Genomic DNA, 18219 nt, shown 5'->3' on the forward strand with positions numbered 1-18219 from the left:
CCACTGCCTGCCTGTGCGGGTGTTGGGATCAGGCGTCCCAGTAGCCGAAGATGTCGTTCCAGCCGGGGTAGCGGCTGTCGAGCCAGGCGCAGGCTTCCTGGCCTGCCCGGGCGATGGTCGCCGTGTAATCACTGCCCGAGTCGCCCTTGAGCGGGATGGTCACCGTGTGGATGACGGTGCCACGGTCCATGACCTGCATGGACACGGCGCCCGTGACGTTCATGTCCTGGGCGTACGTGTAGCGCGTGTGCAGGGCCAGGTAGTGGCTGCCGGTCGTACCCAGGTCCGTGCCCAGGCTGGGCACGATGATCAGGGTGACGCGGTGGTTGTTCCGGGCATCGAAGAAGTGCCAGGTGACCCCGATGGGGCTGCCGGGAACCATCTCGCGCCGCCAGCCGGCCGGAAGCCAGGCCTCGACCATCGGCTGGGCCCGCTCGGCGGCCGTGGGCTTGAGCATGAGCTCGCGCTTTGCTGCCGTCAGGACGCCCTCGCCGAAGACGAAACCCATCTGGATGAGCGTCGTCCTGTGGTGGAGGCTGAGAGCGGCCGGCAGGACGATGGCGCCGGCGTTAGGCTCGGTCATGAGCGTAGTGCTCCTCGTTCGAAGGGGTATTGCCTGCTTGTGGAGGTGTCCTGCCAAAGGGGACGTCATGTGCATGGGGCACGTAGCGTACTCTGTGGTAGGTCCATCTACAATTATAGCATAAATTTAATTAAAAGTCAATGAAATGAGACAGATGAACAGAGGTGGCGCCGACGCTGTAAATAATATTACTTTCTTAGGCTGGCAGTCCTGCTAATCTGACGGAAAGGCCCTGCGCCGCCGCAACAACGTTCCCGTCAAAGCAGAAGGAGAATTCCATGAAAGCAGTCACATGGCAGGGTAAGCGTAAAGTCAGTGTGGAAGAGGTGCCGGATCCGGTCATCCAGGAGCCGACCGACGCCATCATCAAGATAACGTCCACGGCCATCTGCGGTTCGGACCTGCACCTGTATGAGGTGATGGCACCGTTCATGCATGAAGGCGACATATTGGGGCATGAGCCGATGGGTATCGTACAGGAAGTCGGCAGCGGCGTGACCGGGCTGCGGCCGGGTGACCGGGTGGTGATTCCGTTCAATATTGCCTGCGGAGATTGTTTCATGTGCCAGCAGGGCCTGCAGTCGCAGTGCGAGACGACGCAGGTGCGTGAGCACGACCGTGGTGCCGCCTTCTTTGGCTACAGTAAACTGTATGGTCGGGTGCCGGGTGGTCAGGCTGAGTATCTGCGGGTGCCGCATGCTGACTACGGTGCCATCAAAGTGCCGGAAGGACCTTCGGACGAGCGTTTCTTATACCTCTCCGATGTACTGCCGACCGCCTGGCAGGCGGTGCAATATGCTGGTGTGCCGAAGGGCGGCAGTCTGGCGGTCATCGGGCAGGGGCCGATCGGCGACATGGCGGTGCGGATTGCCAAACATATGGGCATCGGCCGGATAATCGCGCTCGACCTGGTGCCGGAGCGGCTGGAGCGGGCACGCGCCAATGGCGCGGACATCATCGATATTACCGACATGAAGGACGAAGACCTGGTAGCGGCCGTGCGCGACCTGACGGACGGGCGAGGTGCTGATGCGGTCATCGATGCCGTCGGTATGGAGGCGCATGGTTCGCCCAATGCCAAGATGGCGCAGACGCTGGCCAACCTGCTGCCAGACAAGGCGGCAGAGAAAATCTTTATGACGGCTGGCGTCGACCGGCTGAACGCGCTGTATTCGGCGATTGATATCGTACGACGTGGCGGCACGTTGTCTCTTGTGGGTGTATACGCCGGCCAAGCCGATCCGATACCACTCGATACATTATTTGATAAATAGATTCAGTTGCGCATGGGCCAGGCCAATGTGCGCCATTGGAGTGATGAGATACGTGACCTACTGGTTGCGGATGACATCTTCGGCGTTGAAGACTTCGCCACCCACCGGCTGCCTCTGGACGATGCACCGCATGCCTATGAGATATTTCAGCAGAAGCAGGATGGGGCGGTGAAGATCGTACTGAAGCCATAAGCGGGCACGCAACGAGTGTCCTGGTGATGTGGTGAAGCGATGTGGATACGGCAAGCAGGCCCCGTGTCGCAGCGAGCCTGACTCGCCGTACCCACGGGCGACGGCTCCTAGTCGTCCCAGTACCTCCGGGGGTCAAGCCAGCTGGGGTGGCGCTCGGCGAGCCAGGCACGGGCGGCGCTGAAGGTCTCGCGACGACGCCGTGCCCGCTGCTGCTCATCGAGCCCGGTCAGCAGTACCGGCCCGATGGTATGCAGCGTCCGGTTGCCGTCGCGCACGACGACGATGACGCGGTTGGCGCTGCCGCGCCGGTGGCTGACGGTGTAGCGGGTCGTGACGTGCAGGTGGGCGCGCCACTGGCCGTTTGCCTCGCGGCAGTAGAGCAGGGCACGTATGCGTGATCTGTCGTCGCGCAATGCCATTTCGTGCTGGTCGGGGCCAGGAGTCAGGTGCCAGCCCGGCGGCAGGGCGGCCAGGCGGAACTTGGGATGGTCGGCAACGGGCGCCAGCAGCGTGACGCCGGCATCTGTCAGTACGCCTTCCTGGCCGTTCATGTCGGCGGGCAGGATGCATTGGTCGTCACGTGCGAGTTCGTGGCCGGGCAGGACGATCAGGTCGGGCGCAGCTTCGGCATCATCGCGGGCGATATGGGTCATTGTCGGGACTCCTGGTCGTGGATGGGGCTTGCTTGTCGTGTGCGCCAGGCGGGGCCTGGGTTGCCTTTACCTTATATGCATTTGCTGCAGAGGTCAAAAGTGGCCTTATTGAAACACCGCCGCCCCGGCCACTGGTGAGTGGCCAAGGCGGCGGCGGATGGGAGGTCAGTCCCAGTGAGCGGTCAGGCTCCTCGCGTCCGGGTAGCGCGTCAGCAGCCAGGCCCAGGCCTCGTCGAAGGCGGCCTGTTGCAGGGTGTCGGCGCGCCGGCTGTCGGTGCCGTAACCGACCGGCTCGGTGGCGTAGATCTCCGCGCCGTATCCCAGGCCGCCACTGCGGCGGGCGCTGGCATCGGCGATGCGGACGACGATCTGCCGCTGGGCGCGGTAATCCCGGTACACCCGGAAGCGGTGCAGCACCGTCGTGGTGGGCGGGTAGCCCGCAGTGCGGATGGTCACCAGGCGCAGGCGGGCGCGACCCTGGTTGTCCAGGATGTGCGCCGTGGTGCTCTCGTTCTGACGGATACTACGCCAGCCCAGGGGGAAGGTGGCGTTCATCATGTCCGGCTGGTCCGTCACGGGATCACCGAGGAGGATACCGAACCTCACCAGGGCCAACCGCCCGCGCTCGGCGGAGCCGGCATCGCCATCCCTGTCGCGGATTGCCGCCGGGATGACCATGTGCTGCTCCGGGTGGACCTGGGTCCAGACCGGCGCGGGGTGCTGCGTTTCTACGGACATGGCATTTCCAGCCAATCTCCCCGTCCATATCGACGTTGACACACCCGGCGGCTGCCGGGTCGGTACGCACTCCATGGCGCACGCACGAGACGGGGAGCGGGGTTGCCACCAAAAAGAAAACATCAAAAAAGGGTGCCAGCCTGGCCACCCGTCTCGTACTGGGCGTGCTGTGAATGTGCTCGGTTGAACCTTGCTCGAATGAACCTTTACAGTATCATCGATGCTTTGGTGGATCGCTATGAAATATATCACAGCCTGAGTGGCTGCCGTACGGGCGCCCCTCTGCAATGAGAAGGAGGCGTCGTGCGGCAAGCAGACATGGAGCGGGAGGTGTGCCCGCCGCCGACGCCGGGCCGATGGGCCTATGACCGCCAGGGTCAGTCCCAGTAGGCGCTGGGATCGCGCCACTTTGGGAAATGTTCATACAGCCAGGCCCGCGCCTTAAGGATGACCGCCTGGCGGGCTTCGGCGTCCTTCCTGCGTTTGCCCCGGATGGTCAGCGTGGCGGTGGTGTGCACCACCTCGCCTTCACAGAGGACCTCGACACAGACGCCGCAGTCCTCCTCGACCAGCCGGTAGCCGTAGCGCGCCACGGCCTCCATACTGACCACTTCACAGGCGTAGGGGTTGTCGTCCCGGTAGACGAAGCGGGCGCGGGTGCGGCCCTGTTCATCTACCAGTCTGCCACTACAGCGGCCCTCGTCCTCGATCTTCTGCCAGCCCGGCGGCAGCCGCGCGTACGACTGCAACGGGGCGCCAGGTACCGGATCCAACAGTTCCAACCCGGCGACTGCCAGGGCGACGCCGCCGGAGCTGATTTCGCGCGGGAGGACGACCAACCACTGCTCGTCGGCATCAGGTGCCGGGGGTGTTGGCGCGGGGGTGTCGTCCATGACCGCTGTGGCGGCCGGCTCGCCAGCCGTTGAGCCGTCCGTCACTGGGACATCCTCCTGGTTGATGATGATGGCCGGCCCCGTCCGGCGTACCAGGTTTCCCTGGCCGAGCGGCGTGGGGAAGACCTCGTAAATCGGCATGATGCACTCCTTGGGGAGAAGGGGTCTGCTCTTGTCTGCTTGCCTCGAACCCTGCCGTCGGTAAGCGGCGGGGTTTGGCGTATTATACAATTTTTGCTTCAATAATCAAATAGTGATGATTACATCTCACGCAGCACTTGGATATGCGCACCGATGGCATTCAACCGCTCGGCCAGATCCTCATAGCCGCGGTTGATGGAATAGACGTTGCGCAGCACCGAGACGCCGTCGGCGGCCAGCATGCCGATGAGTATCAGTACGGCCGGGCGCAGGGCGGGCGGGCAGATGACCTCGGCCGGTTTCCAGCGGGTAGGGCCGATGATGTTGGCGCGGTGGATGTCGACCAGTTCGACCTGGGCGTTCAGCTTGGTCAGCTCGGTGTAGTAGATGGCACGGTTCTCGTACGACCAGTCGTGGATGAGCGTGCGGCCGTGGGCGGTGGCGGCGACTGGCACGAAGTACGGCAGGTTGTCCATGTTGATGCCGGGGTGGGGCAGGGCGTGGATCTTTTCGCCGGGAGCATGCAGGCTGTCGGTTGGCACGTAGGTGATGTCGACCAGGGCGGTGCGGCCGTTGCGGGCGCGGTATTCGGGGCTGATTTTGAGGGTGGCGCCCATACGCTCCAAGGTCAGGACTTCACGTTCCAGGAAGTCGATAGGCGCACGCTCGACGGTGATGGGCGAGTTGGTGGTGGCAGCGATGCTCAGGAAGGTCATGGCTTCAATGGGGTCTTCGCTGGGGTAGTATTCGACGTCGACATTGATATCCTTGACCCCTTCGACCGTGACCGAGGTGCTGCCAAAGCCGGTAATGCGGACGCCCAGTTTCTCCAGGAAGAAGGCGACGTCCTGCACCATGTAGTTAGAACTCAGCCCCTTGATGACAGTCGGGCCGGGAATACGGGCGGCGGCCATCAGGGCGTTTTCGGCGGCGGTTTCGCTGGTCTCATACATGACCACTTTGCCGGGCGCCTTGGGGTGGCTGGTGCAGTGGTACCAGCCGGTGGTGGTCTCGACCTTCAGGCCCATGGCTTCCAAGGCATAAAGGTGCGGCAGGACGGTGCGCTCACCCAGTTTGCAGCCGCCGGCGTACGGAAGCTTAAACTCTTTCATGAGATGCATCAGCGGACCCATGTACATGATGACGCTACGGGTCTTGCGGGCCGCCTCGGCATCGATGGCCTCCAGATTGAGGCGGCGGGGCGGCTTGATCTCGAGGTCATTGTCGTCGTTGAGCCAGCGCACCTGGACGCCGATGCTCAGCATGACCTCGATAAGGCGGTTGACCTCCTCGATGCGCGGCATGCGGCGCAGAGTTGTCGTTCCCTTGTTGAGCAGCGAGGCACAAAGCAGGCCGACGGCGGCGTTCTTGCTGGTTTTAACGGAGATGGCACCGGAAAGCTTATGGCCGCCTTCGACGCGGAAGTTGATGGTGCCGCTTTTGTTGAGGCTGACGATTTCGCGGTCCAGCACATCGCTGATCCGGCCCAGCATTTCGATGCTGACGTTCTGGTTGCCGGCTTCGATGCGGTTGACGGCGCTCTGTGAGGTATTCAAACGAGAGGCAAGCTCAGCCTGGGTCATGCCGCGGTCGCGGCGGAGGTTGCTGATGAGTTTGCCGACTTTTTCTTTGTAGTCGAGTTGTTCCATGGTGGTTAGTATATCAAAAATGATATATATGCAACAGTATTCAATAATTTTACACAATGATCTGTACAAGTATCCTTTGGTAGTATACCTTAGGTTACATGAACATATCACCTTCATATCTTGACGATTATGATCGGCAGATTTTGTCTGGATGGCTGGAAATTACCATGCGATCACAATTGACATTCTGGATATTGCTAAGTCTCTATCGGAGGGTCATGTCTATGCAAGGCGTCAAAGAGCGAATGGAGGCCTTGTCGTCCGGTATGGTAACCGCTGATGACAAAAGCATGTACAGGGCGTTACGCAGACTAGAAGACATCGAGCTGGTCCGAAGCACCACCGAAAAAAATCCGAAGGGTCCTGACAAGAAAAACTTTGGACTGACGCACCGCGGAATGCGAGTGCTGGCTGCGTATATCAGCGGTTACGTCCAGCCGGTGCACATGAATAGCAACGTGGTAGAGCTCATGGAGGAGATAGTAGATGAAACGAAGTAACATAGTACGGCTGCGGCAAGTGCTCCGCGGACTGAAAGCCCAGCCAAAATTATTAGCAGTAGAAACGGCACTGCTGGTGGCGGGGTGCGCGCTCGCTTTCTACAGTTTGCTACTGGGCATGATATTTTGGGCGGTCTCCCGGCGCATCTTGCAGGGCTGGCTAGCCAAGCGACTGAAAGGTGATGTGATGCGTCACGTCTTCTGGCTTGAGCGAGCATACGACACGATTTTTATCGTGATGTTGGCAGTGTACTCCACAGTGATAGCAATTATGTCGCCGGTGACCACTGAACGTTACCTGTTCTTTGGCCTGACAGCTCTCCTTGTGGCACTGTATGGTCTTCACACATACGTTACACTTTTTCTCGCCAAGCGGCGGGAGGCGCATATTAAAACGCACGGCGTCAACGAGCTCTTTGGGTCTCCAAAAGGACGCATGATTGAAGGACGCCTTGCGCGCGCTGCCTTGATAGTCGGAGGCCTGAGTGCAGTGCCGCTGGTTCTGACGGCCATGATCGTCATTCCGCAGCTGTATCTGACGTACCCGCAGGGTATGGAGTGGACTTCGGCTGTTGACGCAGTGGCGGTTTACTCCTGCTGGACGACATTGGCAGTGGCATATATCCGGCTGCTGGGCCGGGCGTTTATTGTGACACCGCGCTTTATTGTCCTGCAGCTCCTCGCCCTTGCTGGCACTGTGGCGGTGGCGATTTTTCAAACTGTCCATTCGGCAGACATGGGCTACCGGGTGGAGATGCTTATACCGCTGGCACCGTTGCTGGGTGCGCCCTTTATATATCTGGCAATCCGTAGGCGCGTGAATGCCAGAGCTGCGATACAATAGAATATATATGATAGACACCACCATAGCCGAACTAATCCAAGGCGAACTCCGCCGCCAACGCGAAGGCCTCGAGCTGATCCCTTCGGAAAACTACGTCTCCGCCGATGTGCTTGCCGCCATGGGCAGCGTCTTCACCAACAAATACGCCGAAGGCTACCCTGGCCGGCGCTACTACGGCGGCCAGGAATTTACTGATCAGGTTGAGACACTGGCCATCGAGCGCGCCAAGCAGCTCTTTGGCGCCGACCACGCCAATGTGCAGCCGCACTCCGGTGCCCAGGCCAATGAGGCGGTCTACCACGCCTGGCTGGAGCCGGGCGACACGGTGCTGGCCATGGATCTCTCGCACGGCGGCCACCTGACGCACGGCCATCCGGTGACGGTGCTGGCCCGTCAGTATAATTTTGTGCGCTACCGCATGAAGGACGTCACGACCGGTGAAATTGATTATGATGAGCTGCGCCGCCTGGCCCTGGAGCACAAGCCCAAGATCATCCTGGCGGGCTTCTCGGCCTACCCGCGTGAGCTGGATTATGCCAAGTTCGCGGCTATCGGCCAGGAGGTCGGGGCGCTCTTGGTGGCGGATATGGCGCATATTGCCGGGCTGATCGTGGGCGGAGCTGCCAAGAACCCGTTTGACTATGGGTTCCACGTTATTACTACCACGACGCACAAGACGCTGCGCGGGCCGCGCGGTGGGCTGATCCTGAGCCGTGGCACCGTCGGCAACCCACTCAAAGCGCCGGAGAAGACGATTGAAAATATCCCTACCCTCATCGACCGCACTGTTTTCCCGGGGATGCAGGGCGGGCCGCTGATGCATGTCATTGCGGCCAAGGCGGTGGCGTTTGGTGAGGCGTTGCAGCCGGAGTTCAAGGCCTACGCTTCGCAAATCGTCAAAAACGCCAAGGTGCTGGCCGACGAGCTGAAGAACCGCGACTTCCAGCTGGTCACCGGCGGCACTGATAACCACCTGATCCTGGCAGACGTCCACGCCAGCCTCGGTATCGACGGCAAGCAGGCAGAGGAAGCCCTGGACAAAGTCAACCTTACCCTCAACAAGAACGCTATCGCTGATGATCCGCTGCCGCCCTTCAAGCCCAGCGGTATCCGTTTGGGGACGCCGGCTGTCACTACCCGCGGGCTTAAAGAAGAGCACATGGCGCAGCTGGCCGAGTGGATGAGTCTGGCGCTGGCCGCCCATGATGATGCGGCCAAGCTGGCGGCACTACAGGCCGAAGTGCGCGAGTTTGCGCTGGGATTCCCATTGCCGAGTGACGCAAATCATTGACAAATGCTGCATAATTTGCTATAATATATAGTTGACCTACTACTCCGACAAGTGAGGTGTACCTGTATGTTCATCGAAGGCTACCGCGGCCGCTACGGCTGGTACATCGGCGAGCCCGACAAGCTGGCCAGGCGGCTGGTGAAGTCCGAACCGACGCCCACTTTCGACAGGGTGCGGGTGTGGATGTCTGCCGTGCTCGGTGCGGTAATCGGTGCGTTCCTGATGCTGATGCTGTCGGTGCCGCTCGGACCGCTACTGCGGCTGCCGCCCGACAACCAGTGGCTGCAGCTCATCTTCTGGGTGCTGTACTTCACGGTGCCGGCGGTGCTGACGAGCATCGTCCTCCGCCGGCTGACGCGGCAGCGCATCGCCAAGGAACAGCGCCTGTGTGAACCGTTCGTCGACGACTGGGACGTGCGCCTGGTGCGGCTGATCCGCGAGGTGTCGGTCCTGTCACTGGAGCGGCTGAGCGGGGAACCGGTCAGTAAGCTGCTCATCGACCGCTACATGGTGCTGACCCGTGGCATCCTGGACGACCTGGTCCGGCTGCGCACGGAGCGGAGCGGCATGGAACGTGCCGTCGGCAGTGAAGAGCAGCTCATCGCCCGGCTCGACGCCATCGTGCTGGAGCTGAAGGAATGGCTGCCGCTGGAGCGTGACTGCAAGAGCCGCAGCGAGCTGCAGCCGCATCTGACGCCGCAGCAGATCATGGAGTCCTTCACGTCGATGCTGATGGCGCGACGGCTGGTGTAGTGGGGCGGGCACCCCTCCGGACAACTCGTCCGGGGTGGGTGCCTTTCCATTTTGTGATACTGCTAAAATTGACAAAATATTTAAAATTTGCTATAATATGCAATTGACCTACTTCATCGACCCCCTAAAGAGGTGCGCACATGATCATCATGGACAGAAAAGGCCGCTACAACTGGTGGCTCGGCCAGCCCCACACGTCGGAGCTGAAGCTGGCCCTGGCCGGCGAGATGCGCCGGAGGTACAGGGTGCGGCCGTGGCTGGTCGCCGCCCTGGCGGCAATTGCCACCTGCCTCGTCCTGCAACTGGACGCGGTGGGCACGACGCTGCTGGTGCCGCTGCTGCCCGACGCTTCGCGGCCCATCCTGCTGACGCTCATCCTCGTCTACCTGGTGCTGCCGTCGCTGCTGGTGGGCATGCTCGCCTACTTCCTGATGCGGTGGCTGGTCCGTCGTGAACGGCGGCGACTGGCACCGCTGGTCAGTGAACTGGACGTTCGCATGCGACGGCTCGGCCGTGCGGGACTTCTGAACATGCTGGCAGGACTCGGCAAGGAGCCGGTGGCCAAGCGGCTGATCGACACATACCTGCGGCTGACCGCCCATCTGGCGATCCAGATCGCGCAGGCGGAGCAGCCGGCGGACGATGAGCAGCGGGGCCAGGGCCCGAGCCTGAGCCTGCTCGTGGACGAACTCGACCAGTACGTCCGTCTGCTGTGCGATCTGCTGCCCATCCACCTCGACCGCAAGTCGGCGGTGGAAGAAGAGCTGGTGACGCCCGACGAGGCCGAGGAGCGCTACCGGGCCGACCTGCGCGCGGCCCGTCTTCTGAAGTAGGGACAAGCACCCCTCCGGCTGCGGCCGGGGCGGGTGCTTTTCCTTTTTATACGAATCTTGCTACACTCCAGCTATCCCGGTTCATTGCGATGTCACGAGAGGCGAGGTGGAAAATGATCTTTCACGACGTGGATGGCGGAAAGTACTGGTGCATCGGTGTGCCGACCCGTGCCGAACGGGTGGCCATCATGACGGGCAGGACGGCATGGCGTGACCGCGCCGGGGCAGCCAGTCTGGCTGTGGCAGCGGCGGCACTGTGTTACCTGGTGCTGGTGCAGTGGCCGGTGGCGGCGTTACTGCAAGGGCCGTACCGGTTCGGCCTGCCGGTCGTGGCGGCCGTGGCTGTCGGTTGGCTGGCACTGAGGCGCATCCGCCGGCGGTATAACATCCTGGAACGGATGGTACCGTTTGATGACGTACGGATGGAGCGGATGCTGCGATCCGTGCCGAAGCTGACGCTGGGGACGCATGCCGGACACCCTGTTTCCAAGCGGCTCATCGACCGGTATCTGCTGGCGGCGCGGGGGCTGGCGCAGGTCATTGAGGATCGGCGCAGCGGCGGGCAGAATGCCGGTGTGGACCCTGAGGGCCTGCGGGCTTCTGAAGAGAAGTTTTATGTCAGCCAGCTGGATGAGATTGTCCAGATCCTCGTCAGCTGGTTGCTTGACCGCGACATTGTGTGCGCGGCGCTGGACCCTGGAGCCGGTGCTGATGGCGTGGCCGCCGCCTTCGTGGAAGAGCTGCGTAAGCGGTCGCTGGTGAACTAGGGAATGGCACCCGCCTGGACGTCGTCTGGGAGGGTGCCCTTTCTTTTTTTGCGCAGACTTGATTGACAATTCAATATAAAATCATTATAATATAGTACGACCTACTCTCACGAGCGAAAGAGGTATATCCGTGTACTTGCGGTGCAAGAACGGCCAGGGCGGCTGGTTTATGGGACGGCCGAGTCAGGATGACTGCAATGTCATCGCCACCAACAACCTGCCTGGACAGAGCCGGACGTGGGCGATCCTATCCGGACTCGTCGCAGGCGGGCTGACCTATCTGGTACTGACCCGGCGCCCGGTGTACGAGACGCTGCTGTTTCCGTTCCTCAAGACCAATCCGTGGAGCATCGCCCAGTTCATCCGGCTCTTCTACCTGCTGGGCCTGCCGATCATGGTCGGCCTGCTTGTGGGCTGGCTGGTGGCGCGGTGGCTGCGGCGGCGCTACGGCGCCTTCGAGCGGTTCGTGCCCATGACCGACCTGCGCCTGCAGCAGTTGATCCGCTTTGTGTCGGAGCAGGAGCTTGGCCGGTACTATGAACGGCCGGTCAATAAGGCGCTGGTCGATGCCTACCTGCAGATCACGCAGCGGGCATCGGGCGCGGCCGCCATCTACGAGCGCCGTGCCGCTGGACGTGCTTGTGCTGATGTCCAGGCCGTCACTCTGCAGATCAACCGGACCGCCCGCATCGCGGCCGCCTGGCTGCAGGGCGACCGGGCGCTGCCGGACGACAAGATGACCGGTGAGCCGGCCGCCGACTACGTGCGCGCGTTCGAAGACGAGCTGCGCGGCGCGTCGCTGATGAAGTAGGGCGTGCGCCCATCTGGACGATGTTCCGGGTGGGCGCTCTTCCTTTTATGACATTGACAATAACACAATAATTTGCTATAATACTAAGTTGAACCTACTTCACCGTTGGAAGGGTGGACCAGATGATCATTGTTAGTTCGGAAGGCCAGACTGGCTGGCTGCTCGGTGACCAGGGATTGGTCATGCCGCCGGTGTACGTCCTGCCGCATGTCCGCCGCCGCAACGCGTTGTTCTCGTTGCTGCGCCGGGTCACCGGATTGACCCGCCTGCGCTCGTGGCTCCGGCATCTGAGCCCGAGACCGAACCAGTCGATGGAAGGCTGGGTGGTGCTGCTGGAGGACGAGCGGATGCAGCAGCTGCTGACATTCGTGCCGCTCGACCAGCTGCGCCAGTACGGTGCTGGGACGCCGGTTGCCCGGGCGCTGATCGACTGCTATCTGCTTTCTACGGGCGGATTCGTCAATGAGCTGATCGAGGCACGGACGTGGCACCTGGATGCTGTTCGGACGCAGCGGGAAACCGCGCAGCCAGATGAGCGCATACGGCAGCTGCTGGGGCACATCACTGACGCGGCGGAGATCCTGGCTGGCCGGCTCAACGCCCGCGGCAGTCAGGATGTCCGCGCCAGTGATGAACATGTCACCGCAGCCGTGACGGACCTGAGGCGCCGCCTGCAGCGCCAAGGACTCGTGAAGTAGGAGTGCACCCGCCCGGACCTGGTCTGGCGCGGGTGCTTTCCTTTTCTGGACTGCTTATGTATGTATTGACTAAAGCTAAAAATATTGTTCTAATACTCAATGACCCGCTTCACCGACGAAGGATGTGACCATGATCGTTCAGAGTGTCGACAAGCCGGCCTGGCTGTGCGAAGACGGTGGCGCCACCGTGCTGTTGGAAGACGTCCGGCTGGCGCAGCTGTTGCATCATGTCTCGCGCTATCGTCTGGAACAGTTCGGCGGCATGCCGATCGCCAAGGCGCTGATCGACGCCTACCTGACGCTGACGGCCAAGCTGGCAGCCAGCATTGACCAGGAGCGCCGGGCGCGGGGTGCTCACCCCATCGCCGGCCCGGACGAGCAGGCGCTCAACATGAGGCTCACCCAGATCGCCCTGCGGCTGTCGACCGCCCTGCGGACGCGCAACCTGTCGCCGAGCGGTGAAGACCACTCGGCGCAGATCCATGCGGCCGTCGAGGCCTTCTCCACCGAGCTGCTCCAGGCGGAGCTGCTGAAGTAGGGGTCAGCACCCGGCCGGACTGATGTCCGGCGCGGGTGCTTTCCTTTTTATATCGCACTGGTTATGCGTTAGGGTCGGGTTGGGCGGAGGCTTCGCCGCCGATAATCTCAGGTTCTTGCTCGAGCGTCACGCCGAACTGGGCCTTGATGCGCGTGATGATTTCCTGACGGAAGGCATGCAGGTCGCTGCTGCTGCGGGAGCTCTTATTCACGACGACCAGGGCATTTTCCTTATACGTGCAGAATCCGTGGTTCTCGTAGCCTTTCAGATGAGCTTTCTCGATGAGCCAACCGGCCGCCAGCTTGATGCGGCCGTCGGCGGTAGGGTAGACGGGCATCTCCGGATGTTTTTTCATGATTTTTTCCGCCTGGACGGCGCTGATGATGGGGTTCTTGAAGAAAGAGCCGAGGTTGGCGACCTTGCCGGGGTCCGGCAGCTTGGTCATGCGGATGGCGATGACGCCGCTTCTGATGGTGAAGGGGTCGTGATCGGCAATTTCGAACCCGCTCAGGTAGCTGGCCAGAGAGGCGTACAGCGGCGCGCCGTGCGGCGTCAGGCTAAGGCGGTAGGTGACGGAGGCGATGGCGTAACGGCCTTTTTCGGTGGAGTTGAAGATGCTGGAGCGGTAGGCAAAGCGGCAGTCTTCGGGCAGCAGTGTTTTCCAACTGCTGTCGTGGCTGTCGTAGACGGTGACGCTGGAGAGGACCTCGCTGATCTCGCGGCCATAGGCACCGATGTTCTGGACGGGGGTGGCGCCGACGGTGCCGGGAATCATCGAGAGTTCGGCGATGCCGTACAGGCCGCGCTCGCAGCTGAGCCGGACGATGTCGTCCCAGTGCTCGCCGGCGCCAGCCTGCAGGATGACATCCTGGCCATCAGTGGCAAAGGAGACGCCGCGGATGCGGTTGCGGATGATCAGCCCCTGAAAGCCGGCATCCTCAAAAACTATGTTGCTGCCGCCGCCGATGACGCGCCAGGGCAAGCGGTTGCTGCGGGCCCATTCAATGGCTTCGGAAAGCTGGCCGGGCAGGGCGACGTCGGTAAAGTAGCGGGCGGGGCCGCCCAGCCGCATGGTGGAGTAGCCGCTCAGCGGTACGTTTTCAATCGGTTTGACCATGAGCCCATTATATACGACTGCGTTGCTGGCGGGGTGCCGGCGTGGTACATTAAGAAAAATAGTGAAAAACAAAAAAGGATGGAACATGAATCCTCAGCAGCAACCATCGCCAGAGCAACCTCCGCAGCAACCGCAGTATCCTGGGCAGGAGCCGGTGCAATATCCGGCGCAGGACCAGGTGCCGCAGCAGCCATATGGAACACCAGTGCAGCAACCGGCCGATCCCTTCGCGGGCATACCGCCGGTGAATCCGGCATTTACTCCGTCACCTGCCAAGGCCAACAAGGGCATGAAGATCGCCATCATCGGTGGTGTTGCCGGATTGCTATTGCTTGTCGGGCTGCCCGTCGCCCTGTTGACGTTCTCGGGCGTGCAGCAGCGGGCAAAGCAGGCCAAGACCGACCAGTCTGCCCGGGCAGCGCTCGATACCGACACCAAAGAGCCTGCCGGCAGCAAAACGGAACCCGCCAAAGAACCTGTCAAGTCCAGTGAAGTCAAACTGGCTGACAAGAATTTTACGGATGAGCTTGGCTACAAGACTTCAGTGACGCGTCTGATACGGAACTACCCGGTTACCTCGGAATACGAGCGTGAATCGTTGGCCAAAGACGGCCTGGAACTGGTAATGGCGGAGTACACTATCGAGAATGTCAGTAGCGAAGTATCAGGCGGCAGCCCCTTCGCCTCAGATTTGCAGATGATGGCGAATGGCAAGGCCTATAGCCAGTCGTACCTGGTGCTGAAGGATGACCTCAAGAAGGCCGGCTACACACCGCTGCCATCCACCAACCCCAAGGCGGGTGAGCCGGTGACCGGCGTGGTGCTGTACGAGGTGCCCAAGGGCGCCAAGTTATCGCTGTTTTACCATATGAAGGTCAATGTCATCGGTGGTGATGACGTTGATAAGGAATATAAGCTCGACCTGTTCTAGTCGGTACTGGCTGGTTGCGCCCACATGACGCGTACCACCCCTGGCGTGATTGACCAAAACCATATACTATAGTGCAATACGCACCCGTAGCTCAGCTGGATAGAGCGTTGGTTTCCGGTACCAAAGGTCGTAGGTTCGAATCCTGCCGGGTGTACCAAATAAAATCACTCTCCGGAGGAGGGTGTTTTTAGTTGGCTCGTCTGACGGGGTTATCATGAGCTTCGCGCAGCGAAGCGATTATCCTGCCAGACCCAACACTGACAAAACCCACTTCTTGCTACAATAAACTCATGGCTCTCCACCACCTAAAACACATCCTCCTCGCCACTCCGTTCGTCCTCATCACCATCGCACCCTTCATCGCAATCGCCAACTGGCTCACCATCAGTCTCGATCCAAAGCTCGTCGCTCTTGGTGCCCTCGGCTGGTGGATTGCCCTGCTGCTGCGCGCGCCGGTGATGCTGCTAGCCAGGCGGTTGCCGCAGCAAAAGGCATCCAGGCTGGTCGTGCTTGCCTCGGGTTCGGCCGAAGAAATCATCCGGCTTATCCTGCTGCTGATTTTGGGCTTGACGACGCAGAATGCCTACTCGGTCGGTCTGGGCTGGGCGGCAATAGAGATACTCTACAGTCTCGTGCAGGGCTTTGGTATGGCCGTCCTTGCCCAAAAGCGCGATGCAAAAGCCCTGGAAGCCAAAAAGCTGCTCAAGGCCATGGGCATGGAGCGGGCCATGCAGCCCAGTGCCGTCTACTGGGGGATTGTTGAGCGGCTGGGCGCAAATGCGCTGCATATCAGTTTTGCACTCCTGTTAGTGGTCAGCCCGTACCTGGTGTTGGCAACGGCGACGCTGCACAGCCTGGCGAACTTCGGCATCACCAAGTTGATGAAGCGGTCACTGGCTGCTGCTGAGCTGCTGTTCCTTGGCCTTGGCGCGGGGTTGTTCCTGGCCGCGCTTGTTCTGGTTCCGCGCTAAGCTGCACGGCTCTGGTATTATTGGATTATTATGACTGCACTCAACTTTGCCGCCGCACTTACCACCATCGGTGACTGGACCATCATCAGGCTGCCGCAGGATATCAGCGACCAGCTGCCGTCCCGTGGTCAGGTCATGGTTAATGGCACTATGAACGGCGCCGTGTTCCAGTCTCCGCTTGAGCCGGATGGCGACGGCGGGCATTGGTTCAAAGTTGAAGCCGAGTTGCAGGCGGCTGCGGGCGTAGCGGCCGGAGACACGGCCACGCTGACACTTGAGGCCACCAAGGAGTGGCCGGAACCTGCTGTGCCGGGAGACTTTTCTTCTTTGCTGGCAAACAATGCCGACCTCCAAGCGCTCTGGCAATCATTAACCCCCAAGGCCCGCTGGGAATGGCTGCGCTGGATCGGCTCCACTAAACAGGCGCAGACCCGGGCGCGCCGCATCCAAGTGGCAGCGTCCAAGCTGCGGGCAGGCGAGCGCCGGCCGTGCTGTTTCAATCAAAGTATGTGCTGTGTGCCGGAGGTATCAAGCAACGGGGTACTTCTTGCTCAGTAAAAGCTTGGGATTCGTCCGCGATTGGCGTCTGGAGGTGGTCGCCTTCCTGGTGGGCATGACCATCCTGGCCTTCGAGCTGACGGCTTCACGTATCGTGGCGCCGTATCTCGGCGCCTCAATCTACACCTGGACCAGTATCATCGGCGTCATCATGGGTGCATTGGCGGCGGGCTACGCCATTGGCGGCGTGCTGGCGGACCGCTATAAACGTATTGAGCATATTGTCTGGCTATTGCTCGGGGCGGCGGCCTGCATCGCCATCGTCAATCTATCCAAGGATACGATGCTTAGCTCCGTCACTGCCTGGTTCTCGTCGTTGCAGACGCAGGCGTTCTGGGCGAGCATGCTGCTATTTGTGGTGCCGACGGTCTGCATGGGTGCCATCATGCCATACCTTACCAAGCTCAACATTACCGATCTTGGCTCCAGCGGCCAGAAAGTGTCGCGCATCGATGCCGCCAGCACCATCGGCTCGATTGCCGGCACCTTCCTGACGGGCTACGTGCTGTTTGAACTCATCGGCACACCGCGCATGCTGACCTTGCTGAGTATCACCCTGGTGCTCGCTTCTTTCCTGTTGGTGCGCCGCCGGTTGCTATGGGTGCGGCTGGCCGTTTTGACGATAGTGGTGCTACCCGGCTTCTTCCCGACGACGCCCAAGGTGAGCGGCTTCAAACACGAGGAGGATACGGCATATGCCCGCATCATCATCAGGGACGTGCCGTTCTACCAGCATGACGTGCGGGTGCTGCAATCTGATAGCCAGGGGGTGCAATCCGGTGTCAGGACGGACGGCAGCAAAGAACTGGTTATGCCGTATGTGCAGAATTTTTCGTATATATCCGAGGTGAAGCCGGATGCCAGGCGGCACCTGATCATCGGTGGCGGTGCATTTACCTTTCCTGAGCATCTGGCCCGGAAGTATCCCAAGTCGCACGTCGACGTGGTGGAGATCGATGGCAAGCTGGCCGATATCAGCCGGCGTCATTTCAACTTCGAGCCGACGGGCAATCTCAGCGTCATCCCGGCAGACGGCCGGCAGTTCCTCAACAAGAACCAGACTGCCTACTCGACCATATTTTTGGACGCCTTCAATGCGATAGTGCCACCGTTCCAGCTGATGACGCGCCAGGCCGTACAGGAGATGCACCGCTCGCTGGAGACGGATGGGGTGGTGGCGGCCAACGTCCTTGGCTCGCCTGAAGGTCACGGTAAGCAGCTGGTCCAGGCGGCCTACAGTACCTTTGCAGCGACATTCAAGCATGTCGGCGTCTATCAGGTGGCGCCGATGGACGGTCAGAGCAGTACGCAGAACATGATGATCGTAGCCTCGGATGATCCGCGGACGGAGTCCCGGTTGGCCGAGCGGCTGCGCGCGCACGTGGAGCTTGACCATATGCGCATGACGAAGCTGCCGTTCAGGGCATCTGATCGTCTGGTGATGCATGATGACTTTGCGCCGGTTGAGCGGTATAGTCAGTGAT

Annotated in this window: 19 protein-coding genes, 1 tRNA gene and 1 pseudogene; 15 read left to right on the forward strand and 6 right to left on the reverse strand. The window is 61.0% G+C overall.

Features of this window, described 5'->3' with window-relative positions:
• Positions 1-28 precede the first annotated feature (28 nt).
• Positions 29-583: a hypothetical protein gene (locus JNJ66_01030; protein ID MBL8159020.1), complete on the reverse strand. Its 555-nt coding sequence runs from the start codon at positions 581-583 to the stop codon at positions 29-31.
• Between the two features lie 278 nt (positions 584-861).
• On the opposite strand from JNJ66_01030, the pseudogene JNJ66_01035 reads away from it, so the two are divergent.
• A pseudogene (locus JNJ66_01035) lies at positions 862-2049 on the forward strand (glutathione-dependent formaldehyde dehydrogenase).
• Positions 2050-2156: 107 nt separating this feature from the next.
• Here JNJ66_01035 and JNJ66_01040 read toward each other — a convergent pair.
• The 4 genes from JNJ66_01040 to JNJ66_01055 all read right to left on the reverse strand — a co-directional run bounded on the left by JNJ66_01040 (position 2157) and on the right by JNJ66_01055 (position 6123).
• The gene (locus tag JNJ66_01040) at positions 2157-2702 is read right to left on the reverse strand and encodes a hypothetical protein (GenBank protein MBL8159021.1); all 546 of its coding nucleotides are present in this window, start codon (positions 2700-2702) and stop codon (positions 2157-2159) included.
• A 165-nt stretch (positions 2703-2867) separates the two neighbouring features.
• Positions 2868-3440, reverse strand: a complete 573-nt coding sequence (locus JNJ66_01045; protein MBL8159022.1) for a hypothetical protein — start codon at positions 3438-3440, stop codon at positions 2868-2870.
• Between the two features lie 377 nt (positions 3441-3817).
• Positions 3818-4474: a hypothetical protein gene (locus JNJ66_01050; protein MBL8159023.1), complete on the reverse strand. Its 657-nt coding sequence runs from the start codon at positions 4472-4474 to the stop codon at positions 3818-3820.
• Positions 4475-4593: 119 nt separating this feature from the next.
• Positions 4594-6123 carry a UDP-N-acetylglucosamine 1-carboxyvinyltransferase gene (locus JNJ66_01055; GenBank protein ID MBL8159024.1) on the reverse strand — a complete coding sequence of 510 codons (1530 nt, stop codon included), beginning with the start codon at positions 6121-6123 and terminating at the stop codon, positions 4594-4596.
• Between the two features lie 224 nt (positions 6124-6347).
• Between JNJ66_01055 and JNJ66_01060 the strand changes: the two genes are divergently transcribed.
• The 9 genes from JNJ66_01060 to JNJ66_01100 all read left to right on the forward strand — a co-directional run bounded on the left by JNJ66_01060 (position 6348) and on the right by JNJ66_01100 (position 13158).
• Complete coding sequence (locus tag JNJ66_01060; protein MBL8159025.1) at positions 6348-6623, forward strand: helix-turn-helix transcriptional regulator; 276 nt, start codon at positions 6348-6350, stop codon at positions 6621-6623.
• A complete protein-coding gene (locus JNJ66_01065; protein MBL8159026.1) occupies positions 6610-7467 on the forward strand; it encodes a hypothetical protein in 858 nt (285 codons plus the stop codon). Before JNJ66_01060 ends, JNJ66_01065 begins: the two co-directional genes overlap by 14 nt.
• A gap of 7 nt (positions 7468-7474) precedes the next feature.
• Entirely contained in the window at positions 7475-8758 is a 1284-nt protein-coding gene (locus JNJ66_01070) for a serine hydroxymethyltransferase (protein MBL8159027.1), read from the forward strand.
• A 66-nt stretch (positions 8759-8824) separates the two neighbouring features.
• Complete coding sequence (locus JNJ66_01075) at positions 8825-9511, forward strand: hypothetical protein (GenBank protein MBL8159028.1); 687 nt, start codon at positions 8825-8827, stop codon at positions 9509-9511.
• Between the two features lie 140 nt (positions 9512-9651).
• Entirely contained in the window at positions 9652-10344 is a 693-nt protein-coding gene (locus tag JNJ66_01080; protein MBL8159029.1) for a hypothetical protein, read from the forward strand.
• Between the two features lie 113 nt (positions 10345-10457).
• Complete coding sequence (locus JNJ66_01085; GenBank protein MBL8159030.1) at positions 10458-11111, forward strand: hypothetical protein; 654 nt, start codon at positions 10458-10460, stop codon at positions 11109-11111.
• A gap of 169 nt (positions 11112-11280) precedes the next feature.
• Positions 11281-11922, forward strand: a complete 642-nt coding sequence (locus tag JNJ66_01090; protein MBL8159031.1) for a hypothetical protein — start codon at positions 11281-11283, stop codon at positions 11920-11922.
• A gap of 122 nt (positions 11923-12044) precedes the next feature.
• Positions 12045-12620, forward strand: a complete 576-nt coding sequence (locus JNJ66_01095; protein MBL8159032.1) for a hypothetical protein — start codon at positions 12045-12047, stop codon at positions 12618-12620.
• 130 nt (positions 12621-12750) lie between these two features.
• Complete coding sequence (locus tag JNJ66_01100) at positions 12751-13158, forward strand: hypothetical protein (GenBank protein MBL8159033.1); 408 nt, start codon at positions 12751-12753, stop codon at positions 13156-13158.
• A gap of 61 nt (positions 13159-13219) precedes the next feature.
• Here the strand turns inward: JNJ66_01100 and murB are convergent, their stop codons facing one another.
• On the reverse strand, positions 13220-14275 hold the full coding sequence (gene murB / locus JNJ66_01105) for a UDP-N-acetylmuramate dehydrogenase (GenBank protein MBL8159034.1): 1056 nt from the start codon (positions 14273-14275) through the stop codon (positions 13220-13222).
• An 85-nt stretch (positions 14276-14360) separates the two neighbouring features.
• Between murB and JNJ66_01110 the strand changes: the two genes are divergently transcribed.
• The 5 genes from JNJ66_01110 (at position 14361) to JNJ66_01130 (ending at position 18218) form a co-directional block, all read left to right on the forward strand.
• Positions 14361-15206 (forward strand): hypothetical protein, encoded by an 846-nt coding sequence (locus tag JNJ66_01110; protein MBL8159035.1) that lies wholly within the window; start codon positions 14361-14363, stop codon positions 15204-15206.
• Positions 15207-15286: 80 nt separating this feature from the next.
• Positions 15287-15363, forward strand: a tRNA-Arg gene (locus tag JNJ66_01115).
• A gap of 133 nt (positions 15364-15496) precedes the next feature.
• Positions 15497-16177 carry a hypothetical protein gene (locus JNJ66_01120; GenBank protein ID MBL8159036.1) on the forward strand — a complete coding sequence of 227 codons (681 nt, stop codon included), beginning with the start codon at positions 15497-15499 and terminating at the stop codon, positions 16175-16177.
• A 30-nt stretch (positions 16178-16207) separates the two neighbouring features.
• Positions 16208-16735: a DUF1905 domain-containing protein gene (locus JNJ66_01125; GenBank protein MBL8159037.1), complete on the forward strand. Its 528-nt coding sequence runs from the start codon at positions 16208-16210 to the stop codon at positions 16733-16735.
• Positions 16725-18218, forward strand: a complete 1494-nt coding sequence (locus tag JNJ66_01130) for a fused MFS/spermidine synthase (GenBank protein ID MBL8159038.1) — start codon at positions 16725-16727, stop codon at positions 18216-18218. The genes JNJ66_01125 and JNJ66_01130 overlap by 11 nt, the downstream gene beginning before the upstream one ends.
• Position 18219: the final 1 nt, after the last annotated feature.

The sequence above is a fragment of the Candidatus Saccharibacteria bacterium genome, from assembly GCA_016789455.1.
Classification (GTDB): domain Bacteria; phylum Patescibacteriota; class Saccharimonadia; order Saccharimonadales; family Saccharimonadaceae; genus CAIJKY01.

What these genes read in the sequence shown, in the direction of transcription:
- JNJ66_01120 (MBL8159036.1), top strand. Translation starts at nt 15,497, where the DNA reads ATGGCTCTCCACCACCTAAAACACATCCTCCTCGCCACTCCGTTCGTC.
- JNJ66_01065 (MBL8159026.1), top strand. Translation starts at nt 6,610, where the DNA reads ATGAAACGAAGTAACATAGTACGGCTGCGGCAAGTGCTCCGCGGACTG.
- JNJ66_01085 (MBL8159030.1), top strand. Translation starts at nt 10,458, where the DNA reads ATGATCTTTCACGACGTGGATGGCGGAAAGTACTGGTGCATCGGTGTG.
- JNJ66_01110 (MBL8159035.1), top strand. Translation starts at nt 14,361, where the DNA reads ATGAATCCTCAGCAGCAACCATCGCCAGAGCAACCTCCGCAGCAACCG.
- JNJ66_01060 (MBL8159025.1), top strand. Translation starts at nt 6,348, where the DNA reads ATGCAAGGCGTCAAAGAGCGAATGGAGGCCTTGTCGTCCGGTATGGTA.
- murB (MBL8159034.1), bottom strand. Translation starts at nt 14,275, where the DNA reads ATGGTCAAACCGATTGAAAACGTACCGCTGAGCGGCTACTCCACCATG.
- JNJ66_01100 (MBL8159033.1), top strand. Translation starts at nt 12,751, where the DNA reads ATGATCGTTCAGAGTGTCGACAAGCCGGCCTGGCTGTGCGAAGACGGT.
- JNJ66_01045 (MBL8159022.1), bottom strand. Translation starts at nt 3,440, where the DNA reads ATGTCCGTAGAAACGCAGCACCCCGCGCCGGTCTGGACCCAGGTCCAC.
- JNJ66_01070 (MBL8159027.1), top strand. Translation starts at nt 7,475, where the DNA reads ATGATAGACACCACCATAGCCGAACTAATCCAAGGCGAACTCCGCCGC.
- JNJ66_01030 (MBL8159020.1), bottom strand. Translation starts at nt 583, where the DNA reads ATGACCGAGCCTAACGCCGGCGCCATCGTCCTGCCGGCCGCTCTCAGC.
- JNJ66_01095 (MBL8159032.1), top strand. Translation starts at nt 12,045, where the DNA reads ATGATCATTGTTAGTTCGGAAGGCCAGACTGGCTGGCTGCTCGGTGAC.
- JNJ66_01125 (MBL8159037.1), top strand. Translation starts at nt 16,208, where the DNA reads ATGACTGCACTCAACTTTGCCGCCGCACTTACCACCATCGGTGACTGG.
- JNJ66_01075 (MBL8159028.1), top strand. Translation starts at nt 8,825, where the DNA reads ATGTTCATCGAAGGCTACCGCGGCCGCTACGGCTGGTACATCGGCGAG.
- JNJ66_01040 (MBL8159021.1), bottom strand. Translation starts at nt 2,702, where the DNA reads ATGACCCATATCGCCCGCGATGATGCCGAAGCTGCGCCCGACCTGATC.
- JNJ66_01055 (MBL8159024.1), bottom strand. Translation starts at nt 6,123, where the DNA reads ATGGAACAACTCGACTACAAAGAAAAAGTCGGCAAACTCATCAGCAAC.
- JNJ66_01080 (MBL8159029.1), top strand. Translation starts at nt 9,652, where the DNA reads ATGATCATCATGGACAGAAAAGGCCGCTACAACTGGTGGCTCGGCCAG.
- JNJ66_01090 (MBL8159031.1), top strand. Translation starts at nt 11,281, where the DNA reads ATGGGACGGCCGAGTCAGGATGACTGCAATGTCATCGCCACCAACAAC.
- JNJ66_01050 (MBL8159023.1), bottom strand. Translation starts at nt 4,474, where the DNA reads ATGCCGATTTACGAGGTCTTCCCCACGCCGCTCGGCCAGGGAAACCTG.